This is a genomic window from Paractinoplanes hotanensis, from assembly GCF_023717965.1.
Lineage (GTDB): Bacteria > Actinomycetota > Actinomycetes > Mycobacteriales > Micromonosporaceae > Actinoplanes > Actinoplanes polyasparticus.
On sequence record NZ_JAMQOL010000042.1, the window covers coordinates 91877 to 107449 of the forward strand.

17 protein-coding genes and 1 tRNA gene are annotated in these 15573 nt (G+C 69.7%); 9 read left to right on the forward strand and 9 right to left on the reverse strand.

Annotated features, from left to right (window positions below; translation table 11 throughout):
- The first annotated feature begins 25 nt into the window (after positions 1-25).
- Positions 26-865 carry an SDR family oxidoreductase gene (locus LXN57_RS29600; RefSeq protein ID WP_251801489.1) on the forward strand — a complete coding sequence of 280 codons (840 nt, stop codon included), beginning with the start codon at positions 26-28 and terminating at the stop codon, positions 863-865.
- Positions 866-928: 63 nt separating this feature from the next.
- On the opposite strand, the gene LXN57_RS29605 is transcribed toward LXN57_RS29600, so the two are convergent.
- Positions 929-1225: a DUF6458 family protein gene (locus LXN57_RS29605; protein WP_251801490.1), complete on the reverse strand. Its 297-nt coding sequence runs from the start codon at positions 1223-1225 to the stop codon at positions 929-931.
- Positions 1226-1314: 89 nt separating this feature from the next.
- Here LXN57_RS29605 and LXN57_RS29610 point away from each other — a divergent pair, with 89 nt between their 5' ends.
- Positions 1315-1833 carry a SixA phosphatase family protein gene (locus tag LXN57_RS29610; protein WP_251801491.1) on the forward strand — a complete coding sequence of 173 codons (519 nt, stop codon included), beginning with the start codon at positions 1315-1317 and terminating at the stop codon, positions 1831-1833.
- Between the two features lie 51 nt (positions 1834-1884).
- On the opposite strand, the gene LXN57_RS29615 is transcribed toward LXN57_RS29610, so the two are convergent.
- Positions 1885-3741 (reverse strand): acyl-CoA dehydrogenase, encoded by a 1857-nt coding sequence (locus LXN57_RS29615; protein WP_251801492.1) that lies wholly within the window; start codon positions 3739-3741, stop codon positions 1885-1887.
- A gap of 457 nt (positions 3742-4198) precedes the next feature.
- Entirely contained in the window at positions 4199-5326 is a 1128-nt protein-coding gene (locus LXN57_RS29620) for a PP2C family protein-serine/threonine phosphatase (protein ID WP_251801493.1), read from the reverse strand.
- A 100-nt stretch (positions 5327-5426) separates the two neighbouring features.
- On the opposite strand from LXN57_RS29620, the gene LXN57_RS29625 reads away from it, so the two are divergent.
- A complete protein-coding gene (locus tag LXN57_RS29625; protein WP_251801494.1) occupies positions 5427-5969 on the forward strand; it encodes a phosphoribosyltransferase family protein in 543 nt (180 codons plus the stop codon).
- Positions 5970-6024: 55 nt separating this feature from the next.
- On the opposite strand, the gene LXN57_RS29630 is transcribed toward LXN57_RS29625, so the two are convergent.
- The gene (locus tag LXN57_RS29630; protein WP_251801559.1) at positions 6025-6300 is read right to left on the reverse strand and encodes a YciI family protein; all 276 of its coding nucleotides are present in this window, start codon (positions 6298-6300) and stop codon (positions 6025-6027) included.
- Positions 6301-6374: 74 nt separating this feature from the next.
- Between LXN57_RS29630 and LXN57_RS29635 the strand changes: the two genes are divergently transcribed.
- From LXN57_RS29635 to LXN57_RS29645, 3 genes are all read left to right on the forward strand, one after another.
- Complete coding sequence (locus tag LXN57_RS29635) at positions 6375-7235, forward strand: LLM class F420-dependent oxidoreductase (RefSeq protein WP_251801495.1); 861 nt, start codon at positions 6375-6377, stop codon at positions 7233-7235.
- A gap of 254 nt (positions 7236-7489) precedes the next feature.
- Positions 7490-7966 (forward strand): YcxB family protein, encoded by a 477-nt coding sequence (locus tag LXN57_RS29640; RefSeq protein WP_251801496.1) that lies wholly within the window; start codon positions 7490-7492, stop codon positions 7964-7966.
- A 136-nt stretch (positions 7967-8102) separates the two neighbouring features.
- The gene (locus LXN57_RS29645; protein WP_251801497.1) at positions 8103-8852 is read left to right on the forward strand and encodes a hypothetical protein; all 750 of its coding nucleotides are present in this window, start codon (positions 8103-8105) and stop codon (positions 8850-8852) included.
- Between the two features lie 199 nt (positions 8853-9051).
- Here LXN57_RS29645 and dcd read toward each other — a convergent pair whose 3' ends face one another.
- Positions 9052-9630: a dCTP deaminase gene (gene dcd, locus LXN57_RS29650; protein WP_251801498.1), complete on the reverse strand. Its 579-nt coding sequence runs from the start codon at positions 9628-9630 to the stop codon at positions 9052-9054.
- Between the two features lie 105 nt (positions 9631-9735).
- On the opposite strand from dcd, the gene LXN57_RS29655 reads away from it, so the two are divergent.
- Both LXN57_RS29655 and LXN57_RS29660 read left to right on the forward strand, forming a co-directional pair.
- On the forward strand, positions 9736-10236 hold the full coding sequence (locus LXN57_RS29655; protein ID WP_251801499.1) for a pyridoxamine 5'-phosphate oxidase family protein: 501 nt from the start codon (positions 9736-9738) through the stop codon (positions 10234-10236).
- A 51-nt stretch (positions 10237-10287) separates the two neighbouring features.
- A tRNA-Gly gene (locus LXN57_RS29660) sits at positions 10288-10358 on the forward strand.
- Between the two features lie 595 nt (positions 10359-10953).
- On the opposite strand, the gene LXN57_RS29665 is transcribed toward LXN57_RS29660, so the two are convergent.
- The gene (locus LXN57_RS29665; RefSeq protein WP_251801500.1) at positions 10954-11454 is read right to left on the reverse strand and encodes a hypothetical protein; all 501 of its coding nucleotides are present in this window, start codon (positions 11452-11454) and stop codon (positions 10954-10956) included.
- A 226-nt stretch (positions 11455-11680) separates the two neighbouring features.
- Between LXN57_RS29665 and LXN57_RS29670 the strand changes: the two genes are divergently transcribed.
- Positions 11681-12136: an HIT family protein gene (locus tag LXN57_RS29670; RefSeq protein ID WP_251801501.1), complete on the forward strand. Its 456-nt coding sequence runs from the start codon at positions 11681-11683 to the stop codon at positions 12134-12136.
- On the opposite strand, the gene LXN57_RS29675 is transcribed toward LXN57_RS29670, so the two are convergent.
- The 3 genes from LXN57_RS29675 to LXN57_RS29685 form a co-directional block, all read right to left on the reverse strand.
- Positions 12129-13010: a laminin G domain-containing protein gene (locus tag LXN57_RS29675; protein ID WP_251801502.1), complete on the reverse strand. Its 882-nt coding sequence runs from the start codon at positions 13008-13010 to the stop codon at positions 12129-12131. The two genes, LXN57_RS29670 and LXN57_RS29675, sit on opposite strands and share 8 nt — an antisense overlap.
- 118 nt (positions 13011-13128) lie before the next feature.
- Positions 13129-14196, reverse strand: coding sequence for a hemolysin family protein (locus LXN57_RS29680; RefSeq protein ID WP_251801503.1), 1068 nt, complete (start codon positions 14194-14196; stop codon positions 13129-13131).
- Complete coding sequence (locus LXN57_RS29685; protein WP_251801504.1) at positions 14189-15523, reverse strand: hemolysin family protein; 1335 nt, start codon at positions 15521-15523, stop codon at positions 14189-14191. Before LXN57_RS29685 ends, LXN57_RS29680 begins: the two co-directional genes overlap by 8 nt.
- Positions 15524-15573 lie beyond the last annotated feature (50 nt).

Here is a 15573-nt window from a genome sequence, read left to right on the forward strand (position 1 = left end):
CAGAACAACCAGCAGGAGGACAGGCATGACCATCGTCATCACGGGCGCCACCGGACACCTCGGCCGGCTCACCATCCAGTCGCTGCTCGCCAAGGGTGTGCCCGCGAGCGAGATCGTCGGCCTCGGCCGCCAGGTCGACAAGATCGCCGACCTCGGGGTGACGGCGAAGAAGGTCGCGTACGAGGATCCGGAGGCCCTGCGAGCCGCGTTCGAGGGCGCCGACAAGGTCCTGTTCATCTCGGGCAGCGAGCCCGGCAAGCGGATCCCTCAGCACCGGAACGTGGTCGACGCGGCGAAGGCGGCCAACGTGGGCCTCCTGGTCTACACGAGCGCCCCCAAGGCCGACACGACCGACCTCAAGCTGGCCGGCGAGCACCTGGCCACCGAGCAGATGATCAAAGAGTCGGGCGTGCCGTCGGTGATCCTGCGCAACAGCTGGTACACCGAGAACTACAACGTCGCGCAGGCGATCGAGCACGGGATGTTCGGAGCGGCCGGCGACGGCCGGATCAGCGCCTCGCCGCGGGCCGACTACGCCGAGGCAGCCGCGTCGGTGCTCACCACCGAGGGCCACCAGGGCAAGGTGTACGAACTGGGCGGCGAGTCCTTCACGCTGGCCGAGTTCGCGGCCGAGATCGAGCGGCAGTCCGGCCGGCCGGTGACCTACACCGACCTGGGCGAGGAGAAGTACCGCGAGATGCTGGTCGGCGTGGGCCTGCCCGAAGAGGCGGCGGCCGTCTACGCCGACGCCGACCGGGCCGCCGCACAGGGCGCGCTGTTCGTGCCGCGCGACGACCTCGAGGCCTTGCTCGGCCGCCCGGTGACGCCGCTGACCGAGTCGATCAAGGCCGCCCTGAACGGCTGACAACGCGCGACGCCGGCAGCCGCCAGGGGGATGAGCGGCTAGCCGGCGTCGCGAGTCAGGGGATCAGTAACCCGGGGGCGGGGGCGGCGGCGCGTCCTCACGACGGGTCTCGCGGTACTCGCTGCGCACCTGCTGGTTCGGGTACGCCGGGTCGCCCGCGACCGGGGCGGCGCTCTGCCGCGTCACGACCGTGCGCCGACGGCTGTTCCAGTAGAAGAGCGTGATGATCAGGCCAACCAGGCCGGCCGCCATCAGGATCCAGCCGATGATGTTGATGTCGATCCCGCTGATGTCCGCGTTGACGGCGAACGCCAGGATGGCGCCCAACGCCAGCAGGAAGATGCTTCCGCCGATGCCCATCGAGGGGCCTCCTTGATCCTCACCGTGGTCAATGCGTCTGAACGGTGCTTACCCACACGTTCGAAAAACCAATCAGGCAAGCTGGACGCATGACCACACGGACCCTCGTTCTGCTGCGCCACGCCAAGGCTGAGAGGCCGGATGGGCTCTCCGATTTCGACCGGAAACTCACCACGGCCGGGGAGACCGACGCCGACGCGGCCGGCGCCTGGCTGGCCGACGAGCGGCTGCATCCGGGCCTGGTCCTCTGCTCGTCGGCGGCTCGCACGCGGCAGACCTGGCAGGGCGTGTCAATCGCGCTGGCCCAGGCTCAGACGGGTGGCGGGACGCCCGAGGTGCGTTACGACGACGGACTCTACAACGGGGGCGTGACCGAGGTCTTCGATCTCGTACGCCGGGTGCCCGACACAGTTCGCACGGTGCTCGTGGTCGGGCACAACCCGTGGGTCTCCGAGGTGTCGCTCATGCTCATCCCCGACGACCAGTACGACGGCGAGGCGGTCGAGCTCAAGACCTCGGGCCTGGCCGTCCACCGCTCGGACAACCCGTGGTCCTCGTTCGAGCCCCGTTCGATGCGCCTGATCGAGCGGCATACCGCACGGGGATGAGAAAAAGCCGGCGGACGGGGGGCGTCCGCCGGCTTTTCTGTGGGGGCGACGTCAGAAGACGTCCTCGGAAATGTCCATGATGTCCAGAGCAGCGTTCTCGATGACCCGCCGGTCGGCCCCGACCCGGGGCAGCACCTCGCGGACGAAGAACCGCGCGGCTGCCACCTTGCCCTCGTAGAAGTTCTTGTCGGCCGCCGAGATGTCGCCACCCAGCGCCTTGAGCGCAACCTCGGCCTGCCGCAGCAGCAGCCACGCCAGCACCACGTCGCCGAGCGCGAGCAGGATGCGTCGCGAGTTCAGGCCCACCTTGTAGAGCTCACGGGTCTCGCCGCCCTGCACCGCGCCGAGCCAGCCCATGGTCGAGGCAAGGATCTGCTGCATCTCGGCGAGCGCCTTGCCCAGCCCGAGCCGCTCCATCTTGAGCTGGCCGTTGCCGGCCTCGCTCTCGACGAACGCCTGCATCTCGCCGGCCAGCGAGGCGAGCGCGACACCCTGGTCCTTCACGATCTTGCGGAAGATCAGGTCGAGACTCTGGATCGCGGTCGTGCCCTCGTACAGAGTGTCGATCTTCGCGTCCCGCACGTACTGCTCGAGCGGGTAGTCCTGCAGGAAGCCCGAGCCGCCGAAGGTCTGCAGCGCCTCGTGACCCAGAAGCTCGTACGCCCGCTCCGAACCCACGCCCTTGACCAGCGGAAGCAGCAGGTCGTTGACCTTGCTCGCGGCCTTGGCGGCCTCGACGTCGCCCGCCGCGCTCGCGATGGCCACCTTGTCCTGCCAGGTGGCGGTGTAGATGACCAGCGCGCGCAGGGCCTCCGAGTAGGCCTTCTGGAGCATCAGGGAGCGGCGTACGTCGGGGTGGTGCGTGATCGTGACGCGCGGGGCGGCCTTGTCGTCGTTCTGCACCAGGTCGGCGCCCTGGACGCGGTTCTTGGCGTACTCCAGCGCGTTCAGGTAACCCGTCGACAGGGTCGCGATGGCCTTGGTGCCGACCATCATGCGGGCGTACTCGATGATCATGAACATCTGGCGGATGCCCTGGTGCTTCTCGCCGAGCAGCCAACCCTTGGCCGGGGTGCCGTGCTCGCCGAAGGTCAGCTCGCAGGTGTTCGAGACCTTGAGGCCCATCTTGTGCTCGACGTTGGTCGCGTAGACGCCGTTGCGCTCGCCCAGCTCGCCGGTCTCGGCGTCGAAGTGGTACTTCGGCACGATGAACAACGACAGGCCCTTGGTGCCCGGACCGCCCACACCCTCGACGCCGACCGGACGGGCCAGCACGTAGTGGATGATGTTGTCGGTCAGGTCGTGCTCACCCGAGGTGATGAAGCGCTTGACGCCCTCGATGTGCCATGAGCCGTCGGGCTGCGGAATCGCGCGAGCCCGGCCGGCGCCGACGTCCGAACCCGCGTCGGGCTCGGTCAGCACCATCGTGGAGCCCCACAGCTTCTCGACGAAGAGCTTGGCCCACTTCCGCTGCTCCTCGGTGCCCTCGGCGTCGAGGACGGACGCGAAGGAGGGACCGGACGAGTACATCCAGATCGGGGCGTTGGCGCCGAGCACGTTCTCGGCCAGGCCCCACCAGAAGGCGCGTGGGGCCAGCGTGCCGCCGAGCGAGCTGGGCAGGTCGAGGCGCCAGAACTCGGAGGCCATCCACTGGTCGAAGGACTTCTTGAACGACTCCGGCAGCGGCGCGGTGTGCGTCGCGGGGTCGAACACCGGGGGGTTGCGGTCGGCCTCGACGTAGCTGGCGGCGAGATCCTCGGTGGCGAGACGGTTGACCTCGGTCAGCACGTCACGGGCGGTCTCGGCGTCGATCTCGTCGTACGGCGCCTGACCGAATGCCTGGTCGGCCCCGAAGACCTCGAACAGGTTGAACTGGAGGTCCCGAAGGTTGCTTTTGTAGTGATTCATGCTGCTTGGCCCCGCTCTCCGAACGCCGCCGGCCTGGAGTTACCCGTCAGTAACAGCCACTGTATTACTGATCGGTAGGACCGGACAACCCGCGAGCTGTTTCGTGACCAACCACCCTCCGGTGGGGGGCTGTCCGTCGGTTCGCACATCAAACGCCTCCGATCGGGTGGCCACCAGGATGGCCGTTCGGCTATTTGCCGACTCCCATGCGCGACCCTCGTATCGGCGCGTCCAGCGGCTCGTTGCTCCGGATAGACACGGAGCTTTTCCGCTCCGACCAGCCGCCAAGGGGGCGCGCCATGTTCGCCACTATCAAGAGCCTCATTCCGGAGCCCCGCCAGGCGGCCCAGCCACGCCACTACATCGGGCGTCACCGCCGTCCTGAACCCGTGCCCGCGCCGGTCTCGCCGGCTCCGGCCGGGGAACCGTCGGACTCCGCTTCCGCTCAGCCCGCCGCCTAACTTCCGGCGGCGCCGACTTCCCAGCTCGGCATCGGCAGCGTCGCGCCGTCGTCCGGCCCGGCGTATTCCAGCAGCACCAGCGCGATGTCATCCTCCAGCCGGCCGTGGACCCAGTCGACCAGGGCCGTCTCGAGCGAAGCCAGACCGTCACCGACCGTGCCATGGCCCAGCAGACGCCACGCCCGGTCGGCGGTCGGGAAGAACTCGCCCTCCCGCCGCGCCTCGCCCAGGCCGTCGGTGAACAGCAGCAGCCGGTCGCCCGGTTCGAGCCGCTCGACCCGGGCCTTCACCTCGGGCATGAAGCCCAGCGGAGGGGCCGGCGCCGGCGGCTCGAGCGGAATGACCTTGCCGCGCCGCAGCAGCAACGGGGCCGGGTGTCCACAGTTGACGATCGTCAGGGTGCCGCCGCGCTCTTCCACCAGTGCGGCGGTCACGAAATCCTCGTCGCCGACACTGCGCGCGACGGCCCGGTCGAGATCGGTGACCATCGCCTTGAGATCGGCCCGCTCGTACGCCACATGCCGGTAGGAGCCGAGCACGATGCTGGCCAGCCGGACCGCGTCCAGACCCTTGCCCCGGACGTCACCGATGATGATCCGGACCCCGTACGGAGTGTCGAGCGCCTCGTAGAGGTCGCCTCCGATGTCGGCGGCGGCGGTCGCCGAGATGTAGCGGCCCGCGACCGCCAGCGCGCCCACCTGGGGGCCGAGCGGCCGCAGCACCGCCTGCTGGGCCACCGCGGCGAGCCGCTGCAGCTCGCCTATCCGGTTGGCCTGACGCTGCCGCAGCGTGCCGACCGCGGCCGCGATGCCGGTGGCGAGCACGATGCCGAAGATGTTGACGGCGCCCGGGACGGTGAGCGGGCCGGCCATGCCCACGAAGACCATGCCCACGATCGTGGCCAGCACCCCGGCGACCAGCACGGTCTGCCAGTACGCGAAGACCACGGCCAGGAACGGGACGGCCGCGAACAGTCCCACGAAGTCGGTGGTCCGGCGGTCCGCCAGTTCCACGGCGGACACTACTGCGAGCAGCACAAGGGCCGCGCCGAGTCCGGCGCGGGATCCAGGGCTCAGCGGGCGTCGGCCCGGCGGTAGGTCAGGCATGGCTACGCGACACAGCATGCACGATCGAGGCGACCGACCGCACTAACTTGACCCCTAGTCTGAGCGGGTTCTGACCGCGCGGCCGAAGGGGACGGCCGGGCGGTGACAGGATGTTCGCGTGACAACCGATCTGCGTGATCATCTGAGGGCGGCGTTCCGGTGGACCGATCCGGGCGACGGCAGCGACTATCTGGTGAGCGACCGCTCCGGTTGGTGGCGCGACCCGGCGATCCTCGCGGAGCTCGGTGACGGGCTGGCCGAGCTGTTCCGCGCGGAACAGCCGACCGTGGTGGTCTCGCCCGAGGTGACCGGGTTTCTGGTCGGCCCCCTGGTGGCGCGGGCCCTCGGGGCCGGCTTCGTCGAGGCCTACCGGGCCGGGGCGCGGCGGCCGATCGCCGAACCGATGATCTGGGCCGAGGTGCCGGCCGACCATCGCGGCGACAACCAGCACCTGGGCGTACGGCGTGAGCTGATCCGAGCCGACGACAGGGTGCTGGTGGTGGACGACTGGGCGGCCACCGGCGCCCAGGCCCGGGCGCTGCGCACGCTGTTCACCGGCCGGTACGTCGGCACCGCGGTGATCGTGAACGAGTGCCCGCCCGAGGTGGCGCGTGAACTCACCCTGCGGGGCCTGCTCACGGGGGCCGACATCGAGCTCTAGGGTCTGTTGCGTAGCTTGACCGCGCCGCAGCCCCGCCCCAGCTACGCAGCAGACCCTAGGGCTTCGGGAAATCCTTGAGCGCGCCCCGGGTCGGCAGCCAGCCGGTGGCCGAGTACTCGGCGAGGCCCCGGAGCACGTACGGGTCCTGCGCGATCAGCTCGCGGGCACGGGCCTCGTCGTCGACGTTGAGCAGCACGACCCCACCGGTCGGGGGGTCCTGGCGGCCGGCCGTCACGACGAGATTCTGCGCCTCAAGACCATCCAGATAGGCCAGATGCGCGTCGCGCACCTCGTCGACCTGCCCGATCGGCACCAGGTACTTCGAGATCATCAGGTACACGTGTGGTGTTCCTCTCGGGTGGACGCCGGGCGTGTCAACTCGTCCGTAATCGTACGATCGAGATCGTGAACAACCTCGGGCGGTACGGAATCTGGATTTCCCGTCACAGCTGGCCGCAGGAGCCGAACCTGATCGCCACGGGCGCGCAGGAACTCGAGAGCCTGGGCTTCGGCTCGGTGTGGATCGGCGGCAGCCCGCCCGACGACCTCGACCTGCCCGAGGCCGTGCTCGCCGCGACGACGACCCTGGTCGCGGGCACGAGCATCGTCGACATCTGGCACAGCCACGGCGAGGCCCTGGCCGCGTCGCACATCCGGCTGCGCGAGCAGTTCCCCGGGCGTTTCTATCTGGGCGTGGGTTCCGGGCACGCGCCGACGGCAGCGGCGGTCGGCCAAAGCTATGTGAAGCCGCTGACGCAACTGCGGGCCTTCCTCACCGACAAGCTGCACCGGGTGCCGCCGGACGAGCGGATGATCGCCGCCCTGGGCCCGAAGGCGCTGGCCGCGGCACGCGAGTTGACCGCCGGGGCGCTGCCCTACCTGATGCCGCCGGAACACACGGCTGAGGCGCGGGAGATCCTCGGGGCCGACCGGCTGCTGGTCCCCGAACAGAAGGTCTTCCTGGGCACCGACCCGGTCGAGGCGCGCGCTGTGGCGCGGCGGGTGCTGAAGCCGTACCTGTCTCTGCCCAACTACACCACCCCGTGGCGCCGGTTCGGCTTCACCGACGACGACCTGGCCGGCGAGGGCAGCGACCGCCTGGCTGACTGGGCCGTGGCCTGGGGCGACGGTCCGGCCGTACGCGCCCGCGTCGACGCCCATCTCGAGGCCGGCGCCGACCACGTGGCCCTGCAGGTGTTGTCGGCCGACCCGAGCCCGCACCTGCCGCGCGCGGAGTGGCGGGCCGTCGCCGAGGCGCTGTTCTGAGCCCTACTTGCGCCGCTGCTTGGCGATCACGATGGAGATCGCCGCCACGATCCCGGTGACAGCCAGGAAGCAGCCGAACAGGATCAGCAGGTGCCAAGGTTTGATCGCGCCCACAGCGGCACAGCGTAGGGCACAGGCCCGGCTGGTCGATCGGGAAGTGCGCCGGATTTTGGCTCATGTGCGGCGAACCGTGGCCGGGCGGTCCGCCGAGCGGAGGATGCCGGGCCGGCTACCGGAAAAGTTACTTTTTGGGAGTGTTTCTGCAGATCATCGCGCGGCCGGATCCCCTCCTGACCGCTGAAGCCCTGCGCCACGCGCTACGCCGGCCGGTGCTGCTCGCCCGGCTCGGCGGCTGGGCGCTCCTCGGTCTGGCCCTGCTGCTCCGGCTGCACGGCGACGGCCTCAACTTCACGCTGCTCGTCGCGGGCGTGGCCCTGGCCGTGGTCGTCCCGATGTTCCTGCTGAACGGCGGGGTGCGGCGGGTCCTGCGCGACGGCGGCCCGACCACCGTCGAGATCAGCGACGACGGGGTGGCCTGCTCGACCGTCGAGAGCCGGCATGCGTACGCCTGGAACGCCTTCAGTCACGTCGACCACCTCGCCGGCCAGTTGGTGCTGGGGCTCGGCCGCAGCCGTTTCGTGCAGGTGCCGACCCGCGGCATGTCGGCCCTGCAGATCCACGAGGTGCTGACCACGGCAGCGGCACACGGCGTCCCGGTCAACCGGGGCTGAGCGTCGCGTCGCTGCGCGATGTCCAAACAGGCCGACGTTTGCGCACGTCAATCGGCATAGATGGTGGCCACAGCGACTTAATCCGAGCGAAGCTCCCTAAAGTGCTTATAACGTCCCTACGCCATACAGTGGACAAATGGACAGAAACGCCAAGATCTCACGCTCCCGGCGACCGCTGCTCGCCGCCGCCGTGGTGATGACCGCCGCGGCCGGCCTCGCCGTCGCCAACGCTCAGCCCGCCCTGGCTTCCTCGCACCGTCCCTGCACGGTGGTGAAGCACAGCAACACCAACGGCGTCGTCAAGGTCGGAACGGGAACCGCCACCCTCGGCGCCGACGGCCTCAAGGTCGCGACGGCCCCGTCGAAGAACGACGACAAGGTGTCGTGGCGCGCCAACGTCCGGCCGGTCGCTGCCAACACGGTCAACGAGCTTTCGTACGAGACCGTGAAGCTGGACCAGGCCGGCGCGGGTGTCAACGACGCGGCGCTGCCCGCCTACCACATCTACGTGAAGACCCCGGCCGGCGAAGGCACCCTGGTCTTCGAGCCGTACTGGTACCTCGGCCAGATCGGCCTGCCCAGCAACCCGCAGCGCGGCCTCCGGACGGAGTGGAACGTCCTGCAGGGCAAGCTGTGGACCCCGTCGACCACGATCACCGGCCTCACGAAGACCGCGGGCGGCGCCCCGGAGAAGACGTTCGCCCAGGTCGTGGCGGACAACCCGAAGATGACGGTCACCGGCATCGGCTTCGGTCTGGGCACCTACAACCCGGGCACCACGGCGATCATCGACGAACAGCGCTTCGCCACCAGGACCTCGTGCACCGACCACCAGTGGTCGACTGGCTTCCGCAACGGCGTCTTCTGGCCCGGCTGGTTGCGCTGACCTTCCCGGTACGACGTTCTTCGGGCCGAGTCCTTCACGGGCTCGGCCCGAGCGGGTTTCGGAGCGCAACCACTCACGCAGGTCGCGCGGTCGGGGTGAGCGTCCTGGGCGCGCCAGCGCCCTGCTCGCCCCGGCCGCGCCCTCGGCGGGAGCAGCGGCCCGTACACCCCACCCCGCTACGACATCCAGATCTTGATCGTCAGCTCGTGGGCCAGAGCCGGAAATTCTGCGCCGAGCGGCTCGGGGTCGGACCGCGTTGCCCCTGGTAGCGGGAGCCGTAGACGGCCGAGCCGTACGGGTGCTCGGCCGGGCTGGACAGCCGGAAGATGCAGAGCTGGCCGATTTTCATGCCCGGCCACAGCTTGATCGGCAGATTGGCCACGTTGGACAGTTCCAGCGTGACGTGCCCGGAGAACCCCGGGTCGATGAAGCCCGCGGTGGAGTGGGTCAGCAGGCCCAGGCGGCCGAGGCTGCTCTTGCCCTCGAGCCGGCCCGCGAGCTGGTCGCCCAGCGTGATGACCTCGAGCGTCGACGCCAGCACGAACTCACCCGGATGCAGGACGAACGGCTCACCATCGGCGACCTCGACCAGAGCGGTCAGATCGTCCTGCTGCTCGGCCGGGTCGATGTGGGTGTAGAGGTGGTTGTTGAACACCCGGAAGAAGCGGTCGAGCCGCACGTCGATGCTGGACGGTTGCATCAGCTCGGGCTCGAAGGGCGCCAGAGCGAGGTCGCCCGCCTTGATCTCGGAGACCAGGTCACGGTCGGAGAGCAGCATCGCAACACCATACCGAGCGGACCCCGACCGATCTTTGCCGCACACCACGTCACCCGTTCGGCGCGTTTGTGGGCGCGTCGAACGTATGTTCGATAGAATCACGGCATGGCTTCCTGGTCCGATTTCGCTGCCTCCGAGCCCACGCTGGCCGCGGGCATCCGAGCGCTACTCCAGCAGTACGGTCCCGGCCTGGCCTACCTGGCCACGGTCCGACCCGACGGCGCCCCGCGCCTCCACCCGGTCTCCCCCGTATTCACCGACCAGGGCCTGTATTGCTTCATCGTCCCGTCCCCCAAACGCCGCGACCTGGAACGCGACGGCCGCTACGCGCTGCACTCCTTCCCCCCGGAGGAGAACGACGACGAGGCCATCCTCACGGGCCGAGCCACCCCCGTCCGCAACCCCCGCGTCATAGCCCGCCTGGCCGCCGACCTGCACGCCTCCCCCGAGGTCGACTGGCGCCTGTTCGAACTCTCCATCGAGTCGGCCACCCTCCGCACCCATGGCCCCGCCGGCGCCCTCCCCCTGGCCGCAGGCCCACTGGTGGCCCCACTCACCCGCTCCTGGCGCGCAGAGTTACCCCGCCCCCTCGCAGCCGTGAGTTGAACCAGCCCGGTCCCGCCGCCCCACCCCGAGATCGGGTACAGTGATGCCGCTGCGGGTGTAGTTCAATGGCAGAACATCAGCTTCCCAAGCTGACAGTGCGGGTTCGATTCCCGTCACCCGCTCGTCGGTGAGAGGCCCGTGTTCGCGGAAAGCGCGAACCGGGCCTCCTCGCATTTCTGCCTGGGGGCCGAGCCCCCAGACCCCACGGTGTGGTGGGCACGCCGGCTGCGCCGGTGTCAGGTCCGTTGATCGCGCCTTTCCTCGGCTGCGCCATCGCTGGGAGCGTTTACGGGTGGCGGCGAGAGTTCGGGTGCGCCATCGCTGGGAGCGCTTGAGGGTGGCGGCGAAAGCTTGGTTCCATTGCCCGCAGTTCGCTGCCTAGCCGGTCAGGCCTCTCCTTGCTCGACTTCGCATATGGCACCGGTCGAGTCACCAATGAGTTCGCGATCGCATAGCCAGCTCGGCTCGGGAAGGCCGATCGCTGCCTTTATGTCGTCGCCTACTACGTCTCTGCTGTCGGTCTGAACAACGCGGCTCGCAACCTCGTCGAGACCCCCGGCTTCAACGAGACGGGGGATCTACCGCTCGCCGTCGGGACCAACCGAGTAGCTTCCGGTTTTCCAGTCGGAACAGGGCTTGCGTGTCTCGGGTAGTCGTTTGGTCTGGGGCGTCGTACCCGGCTACGAGAAGTGCCCGGGGGCATCGTGCTTGGGGCTGTCAGGCGCCGGGGGCGGAGCCGATTATCACGATGGTCAGGTTGGGCCAGCCGTTGCTGGGCTCGCCTGGTGGGGGTGGGCGCATCATGGTCAGTCTTACCTCGCGGGGCCACCACCGCGTGGGTTCGCGCCAGGTGCATTCGAGGACTCTGGCGTCTGGATTGTCGGCGCAGTCGTCGGTCTGGGGCCAGTGGTCGAGTTGGGTGGCGACGCGCTTCTGCGATTGCAGCCACGGGGAGTTCGGCGGCAGCGCATAGGTGTGGACTGTGGCTGGGCCGCGGTCGTTGCGTAGGGCCAGCGCGATGATGTGGGCGCGGGTGTTCACGACCGATTCGTACTGGTCGCCCTCGGGGAGTTCGGTGGTCGCCTGCGCGGGCGGGAGGATCTCGTGCGCGGTGCCGGCGGCTCTCCAGCGCAGGAACGCGACAACACCCAGCAGCAGGACGATGACCAGCAAGAAGCCTGCGATGGCGGCGCTCAGGCGCCGTCGACGGATCCGCACAGCCGGAGTGTAGGCAGCGCGCACCAGGCACCGATTCGGGCGCGGGGAGTGGCCGAGCCGGGGCCAGCTCGGATCACGTCGCAGCACATACGCACGTCGCCCGGGCTCGTCGAGGCCGTCAAGCTTCATGCTCGACCGATCGCACCGGCGCATCGGTGGCACCGAGTTGCGCTCCTGCTGCAACGCATGCTGATCACCGACAACTGACGACCGAGGGGAGACGCTGATGGGTTGGCCGGACGACTGGGGCGCGATGGTGGACGGCAGTGCCTGCCCGCACTGTGCCGAGGGGCGCCCGGCACAGACTCCCCGGAAGCTCCGGATCGGCGGCAGCGCGGTCACCGACATCTACGTCCCGCGGCGGGCCCTCGTTCGCGGCTACGCGGTCGTCTACTGGCGGGGGCGACATGTCGTGGAGCTGCACCACCTGACCGACGACGAGGCGCGGCTGTACGACGACGACGTCCGGCGCCTGGCTCGGGCGATCGAGGCCCACTTCCGTCCGCTGAAAATCAACTACATGACGGCCGGCAACATCGTGCCGCACCTGCACACCCACGTGACTGCCCGCTACCGCGACGACCCCGCGCCGGGCGCACCGCTCCCGCACGACCGGAACATCGAGATGCCGGAGGCCCAGTGGCGAGCGGATGCCGCCGCTTTGCGCGCGCTGCTCAGCTGATCTGGATGAAGACGTTGTCTATCTCGCCGGCGAACTGGTCGTTGGACTTGCCCGTGCCCTTGCCGCCCACGCGCAGGGGTTCGGCGTTCGCGATGGAGAGGGACGGCGGGACGGCGACCGTGGCGGCGGGGGCGTCGTCGATGGTCAGGGTCAGTTTGCTGCGGGCGCGAGTGCACTCCAGCTTGTGCCAGCGGCCGTCGGCCACGTTCACGGTGGGCTCGGCCCGATAGATGGCGCCGTCACCGGCCAGGACGCAGCTCGGGTGGCCGAGGCGGTGGTCGACCTGCAGCTTGTACTGGCTGACCCGGCCGACCGAGTAGCCCTTCTGCACGACGTTCGCGCCCTCGGAGAGGTCGGCTGGGCTCATGCGCACCGCGGCCCCGTACTGCAGGCGTTTGGTGCCGGGGTTGAGGGTGTCGTCACGCCGGCCCTCGAGGATGGCCCGGGGGCAGTCACGTTCGTGGGCCAGGCGGCAGCGGTCGGGGTAGGAAAGGGCCAAACCCGACCCCTGGCGTACGAGCCGTAGCGCGCCACCGTTCTGGCCGAGCGGCCGCAGCTCGTGGCGGCCGAGGTGGTCGGTGATCGGGCGGCCGACGCCTCCGTCGAAGGTGTAGCGCACTGTCACCGGGCCGGAGGCTGTCCTGATGCGGCCCGGCGGTGGAGATGCGTCCGGTTGCTGGATGGGCAGCAGACCGGCCAGGGCGCCGGCTCCGCGCTGGGTGCGGGTGGCCAGGTCGGGCGGTGCGGGCTGCGGGGAGACGGCCGGTCGCCCGACAGCGAAGGCCGGTGGCGACGAGGGCCGCTGCGCGTGGACGGCCAGTCCGACCAGAACCAATGCCCCGATCGAAGCCGCCCACCATCGTTTGCGAGACATGCAACTATTGTCGGAAATGGTCGGCGGGCTATGCCATCGGGGGGCCACCTCGACCCGCCGGGGAAGGGTGAATCAACCCGAATGCGGTCGCCGCACCGGTCACTCCCGGATGGTCCGGTCAGCGGTGGGAGACGCCGGCCTCCCTCGGCTGGGTGACCGCCGGCGGTTGCACGGGGTGAGCGGGCTCGCCCACCACCGCGTGGATCACGTCGTCCAGGGTGATCACGCCGAGCGGCTGGCGGCCGTCGCTGACGAGCACGATGTGCAGGCGGTCGCGGCGCATCACCAGCAGCAGGTCACCCAGTGAACGCTCCGGCGCCACCACCGCCAAGGGCCGGATGATCTCGGGTGGGATCGGCATCGTGCGGCGTTCGGCGCCGTACCCGAGGATGTCCTTGACGTGCACGAAGCCGAGCACGCGCCGCGTCTCGCGCTGCACGACCGGAAACCGGGAGCGCCCGGTGCGGGTCGCCACCGCCTCGACCGTCGCCGGGGACACGTCGTCCGCGATCGTGGTGACGCTCGACCAGGGCCGCAGCGTGTCGCCGGCCGTACGCTCGTGCAGTTTGAGCGCCGCGTGGATGCGCGCGTACTGTTCCGTGCCCAGCAGGCCCTCGCTGCGCGCCTGGGTGACCATGCCGGCCAGCTCCTCGGCCGTGAACACCGTCTTCACCGAGTCGGTGGCCTCGATCGACCAGATCTTCAGGACCATCCGCGCCGCCCACCGCATCGCGTTGAGCAGCGGCTTCGTAGCCGTGCAGAAGGCCAGCATGAACGGGCCGAGGATCAGCGCCGCCCGTTCCGGCCCGGCCAGCGTGATGTTCTTCGGCACCATCTCGCCGATGACCGTGTGCAGGAAGACGACGATGCCCAGGGCCAGCACGAACGCCACCGGGTGGATCGCGTTCTCGGGCAGGCCGATCTCACGGAACGGGCCCTCGAGCAAGTGGGCCAGCGCCGGTTCGGCCAGCGCGCCCAGGCCGAGCGAGCAGATCGTGATGCCGAGCTGAGCGCCGGCGATCATCAGCGGGATCTGGCTCATCGCCGAGAGCGCCCAGCGGGCCCGCTTGCTGTTCGCGGCGAGCGGTTCCAACGCCGTACGCCGGGACGCGATCAGGGCGAACTCGCCACCCACGAAGAGTCCGTTGCCGATCAGCAGCACGGCGGTGACCAGCAGCTCAGTCATCGTCGGGCTCCGGCGGCGCAGAGACCCGCACCTGTTCGATGCGGTGCCGGTCGACGGCCATCACGGTGAACTCCCACCCGCCCGTCTCGTACGATTCGCCGACCACCGGGATGTGGCCGAGCCGGGCCAGCAGGAAGCCGGCGAGCGTCTCGTACGGCCCCTCGGGCAGCACGAAACCGGTCTGCTCCATCAGCTCGTCCTCGCGCAGCAGGCCGTCGACCACGTACGACTTCTCGCCCCCGGGCGCCGTGAGCTCCTGGGTCGAGGTCTGCGCGGGCTCGACGTCGTACTCGTCGGCGATCTCCCCGACCAGTTCCTCGATCAGGTCCTCCGCGGTGACGACGCCGTCGGTGCCGCCGTACTCGTCGACCACGATGGCCAGGTCGGCGTCGGCCTCGCGCAGCGCCGTGAGCACCTTGTCAAGGCTGAGGCTCTCGGGGACGTACACGGGTTCCCGGGCGATCGTCGCGACCTGGGTCAGGGCCCGGCGTTCGGGTGGGATACCCAGCGCGTCGGGCACACCCACGACGCCGATGACCAGGTCGATCGTGTTCTCGTAGACCGGGAAGCGGGTGTGCCCGGTCTCGCGCGCGACCGTCATCAGCTCCGCCACGCTGGCCGTGGTCTTCAGTCCGACCACGTCGACACGCGGCGTCATCGCCTTGGCCGCGCGTTTCTCGCCGAAGCGGATCGTGCGGCGCAGCAGCGTGGCGGTCTCGGCCGGCAGGGCGCCGGCCCGGGCGCTGATGGCGGCGAGCAGGCCCAGTTCCTCGGGCGACCGCGCGCTGGCCAGCTCTTCCTGCGGCTCGATGCCCAGGCGGCGGACCAGCCAGTTGGCCGACCCGTTGAGGCCGCCGATCACCCACTTCAAGAGCTTCGAGAACGTACGCAACGGGGCCGCGGTCAGCAGCGCGGCGCGCATCGGCCGGGCCAGGGCCGCGTTCTTGGGCACCAGCTCGCCGAAGAGCATCGAGACGAGGGTGGCCACAACCAGCGCGATACCGTGCGTCACGGCTTCGGTGGCGTTCCCGGCGACCGGCTCGACGACCGGCTCGAAGATCTTGGAGAGCGCGGGTTCGGCCAGATAGCCGGTGAGCAGGGCGGTGAGCGTGATGCCCAACTGGGTGCCGGAGAGCTGGAACGACAGCTCGTGCAGCGCGTGCTCGACCGTGCGCGCACGGCGATCGCCCGATCGGGAGCGGGACGCGATCTCGGCCCGGTCGACCGTGACGAGCCCGAACTCGGCGGCCACGAAGAACGCGTTGCCCGCCGTGAGCAGCGCGAACGCGGCCAAGGGGAGCACCGCGGTCAGGAGCAGGCCGTCCATGATCGGTTCACCTCGGTCTCATTGTGCCGGAACCGGGCGAGTCCGGCCTG

Bases quoted from the DNA above. Each gene is read 5' to 3' on its own strand.
- LXN57_RS29600 (WP_251801489.1), top strand. From the start codon at position 26: ATGACCATCGTCATCACGGGCGCCACCGGACACCTCGGCCGGCTCACC.
- LXN57_RS29605 (WP_251801490.1), bottom strand. From the start codon at position 1,225: ATGGGCATCGGCGGAAGCATCTTCCTGCTGGCGTTGGGCGCCATCCTG.
- LXN57_RS29610 (WP_251801491.1), top strand. From the start codon at position 1,315: ATGACCACACGGACCCTCGTTCTGCTGCGCCACGCCAAGGCTGAGAGG.
- LXN57_RS29615 (WP_251801492.1), bottom strand. From the start codon at position 3,741: ATGAATCACTACAAAAGCAACCTTCGGGACCTCCAGTTCAACCTGTTC.
- LXN57_RS29620 (WP_251801493.1), bottom strand. From the start codon at position 5,326: ATGCTGTGTCGCGTAGCCATGCCTGACCTACCGCCGGGCCGACGCCCG.
- LXN57_RS29630 (WP_251801559.1), bottom strand. From the start codon at position 6,300: ATGATCTCGAAGTACCTGGTGCCGATCGGGCAGGTCGACGAGGTGCGC.
- LXN57_RS29645 (WP_251801497.1), top strand. From the start codon at position 8,103: ATGGACAGAAACGCCAAGATCTCACGCTCCCGGCGACCGCTGCTCGCC.
- dcd (WP_251801498.1), bottom strand. From the start codon at position 9,630: ATGCTGCTCTCCGACCGTGACCTGGTCTCCGAGATCAAGGCGGGCGAC.
- LXN57_RS29655 (WP_251801499.1), top strand. From the start codon at position 9,736: ATGGCTTCCTGGTCCGATTTCGCTGCCTCCGAGCCCACGCTGGCCGCG.
- LXN57_RS29670 (WP_251801501.1), top strand. From the start codon at position 11,681: ATGGGTTGGCCGGACGACTGGGGCGCGATGGTGGACGGCAGTGCCTGC.
- LXN57_RS29675 (WP_251801502.1), bottom strand. From the start codon at position 13,010: ATGTCTCGCAAACGATGGTGGGCGGCTTCGATCGGGGCATTGGTTCTG.
- LXN57_RS29680 (WP_251801503.1), bottom strand. From the start codon at position 14,196: ATGACTGAGCTGCTGGTCACCGCCGTGCTGCTGATCGGCAACGGACTC.
- LXN57_RS29685 (WP_251801504.1), bottom strand. From the start codon at position 15,523: ATGGACGGCCTGCTCCTGACCGCGGTGCTCCCCTTGGCCGCGTTCGCG.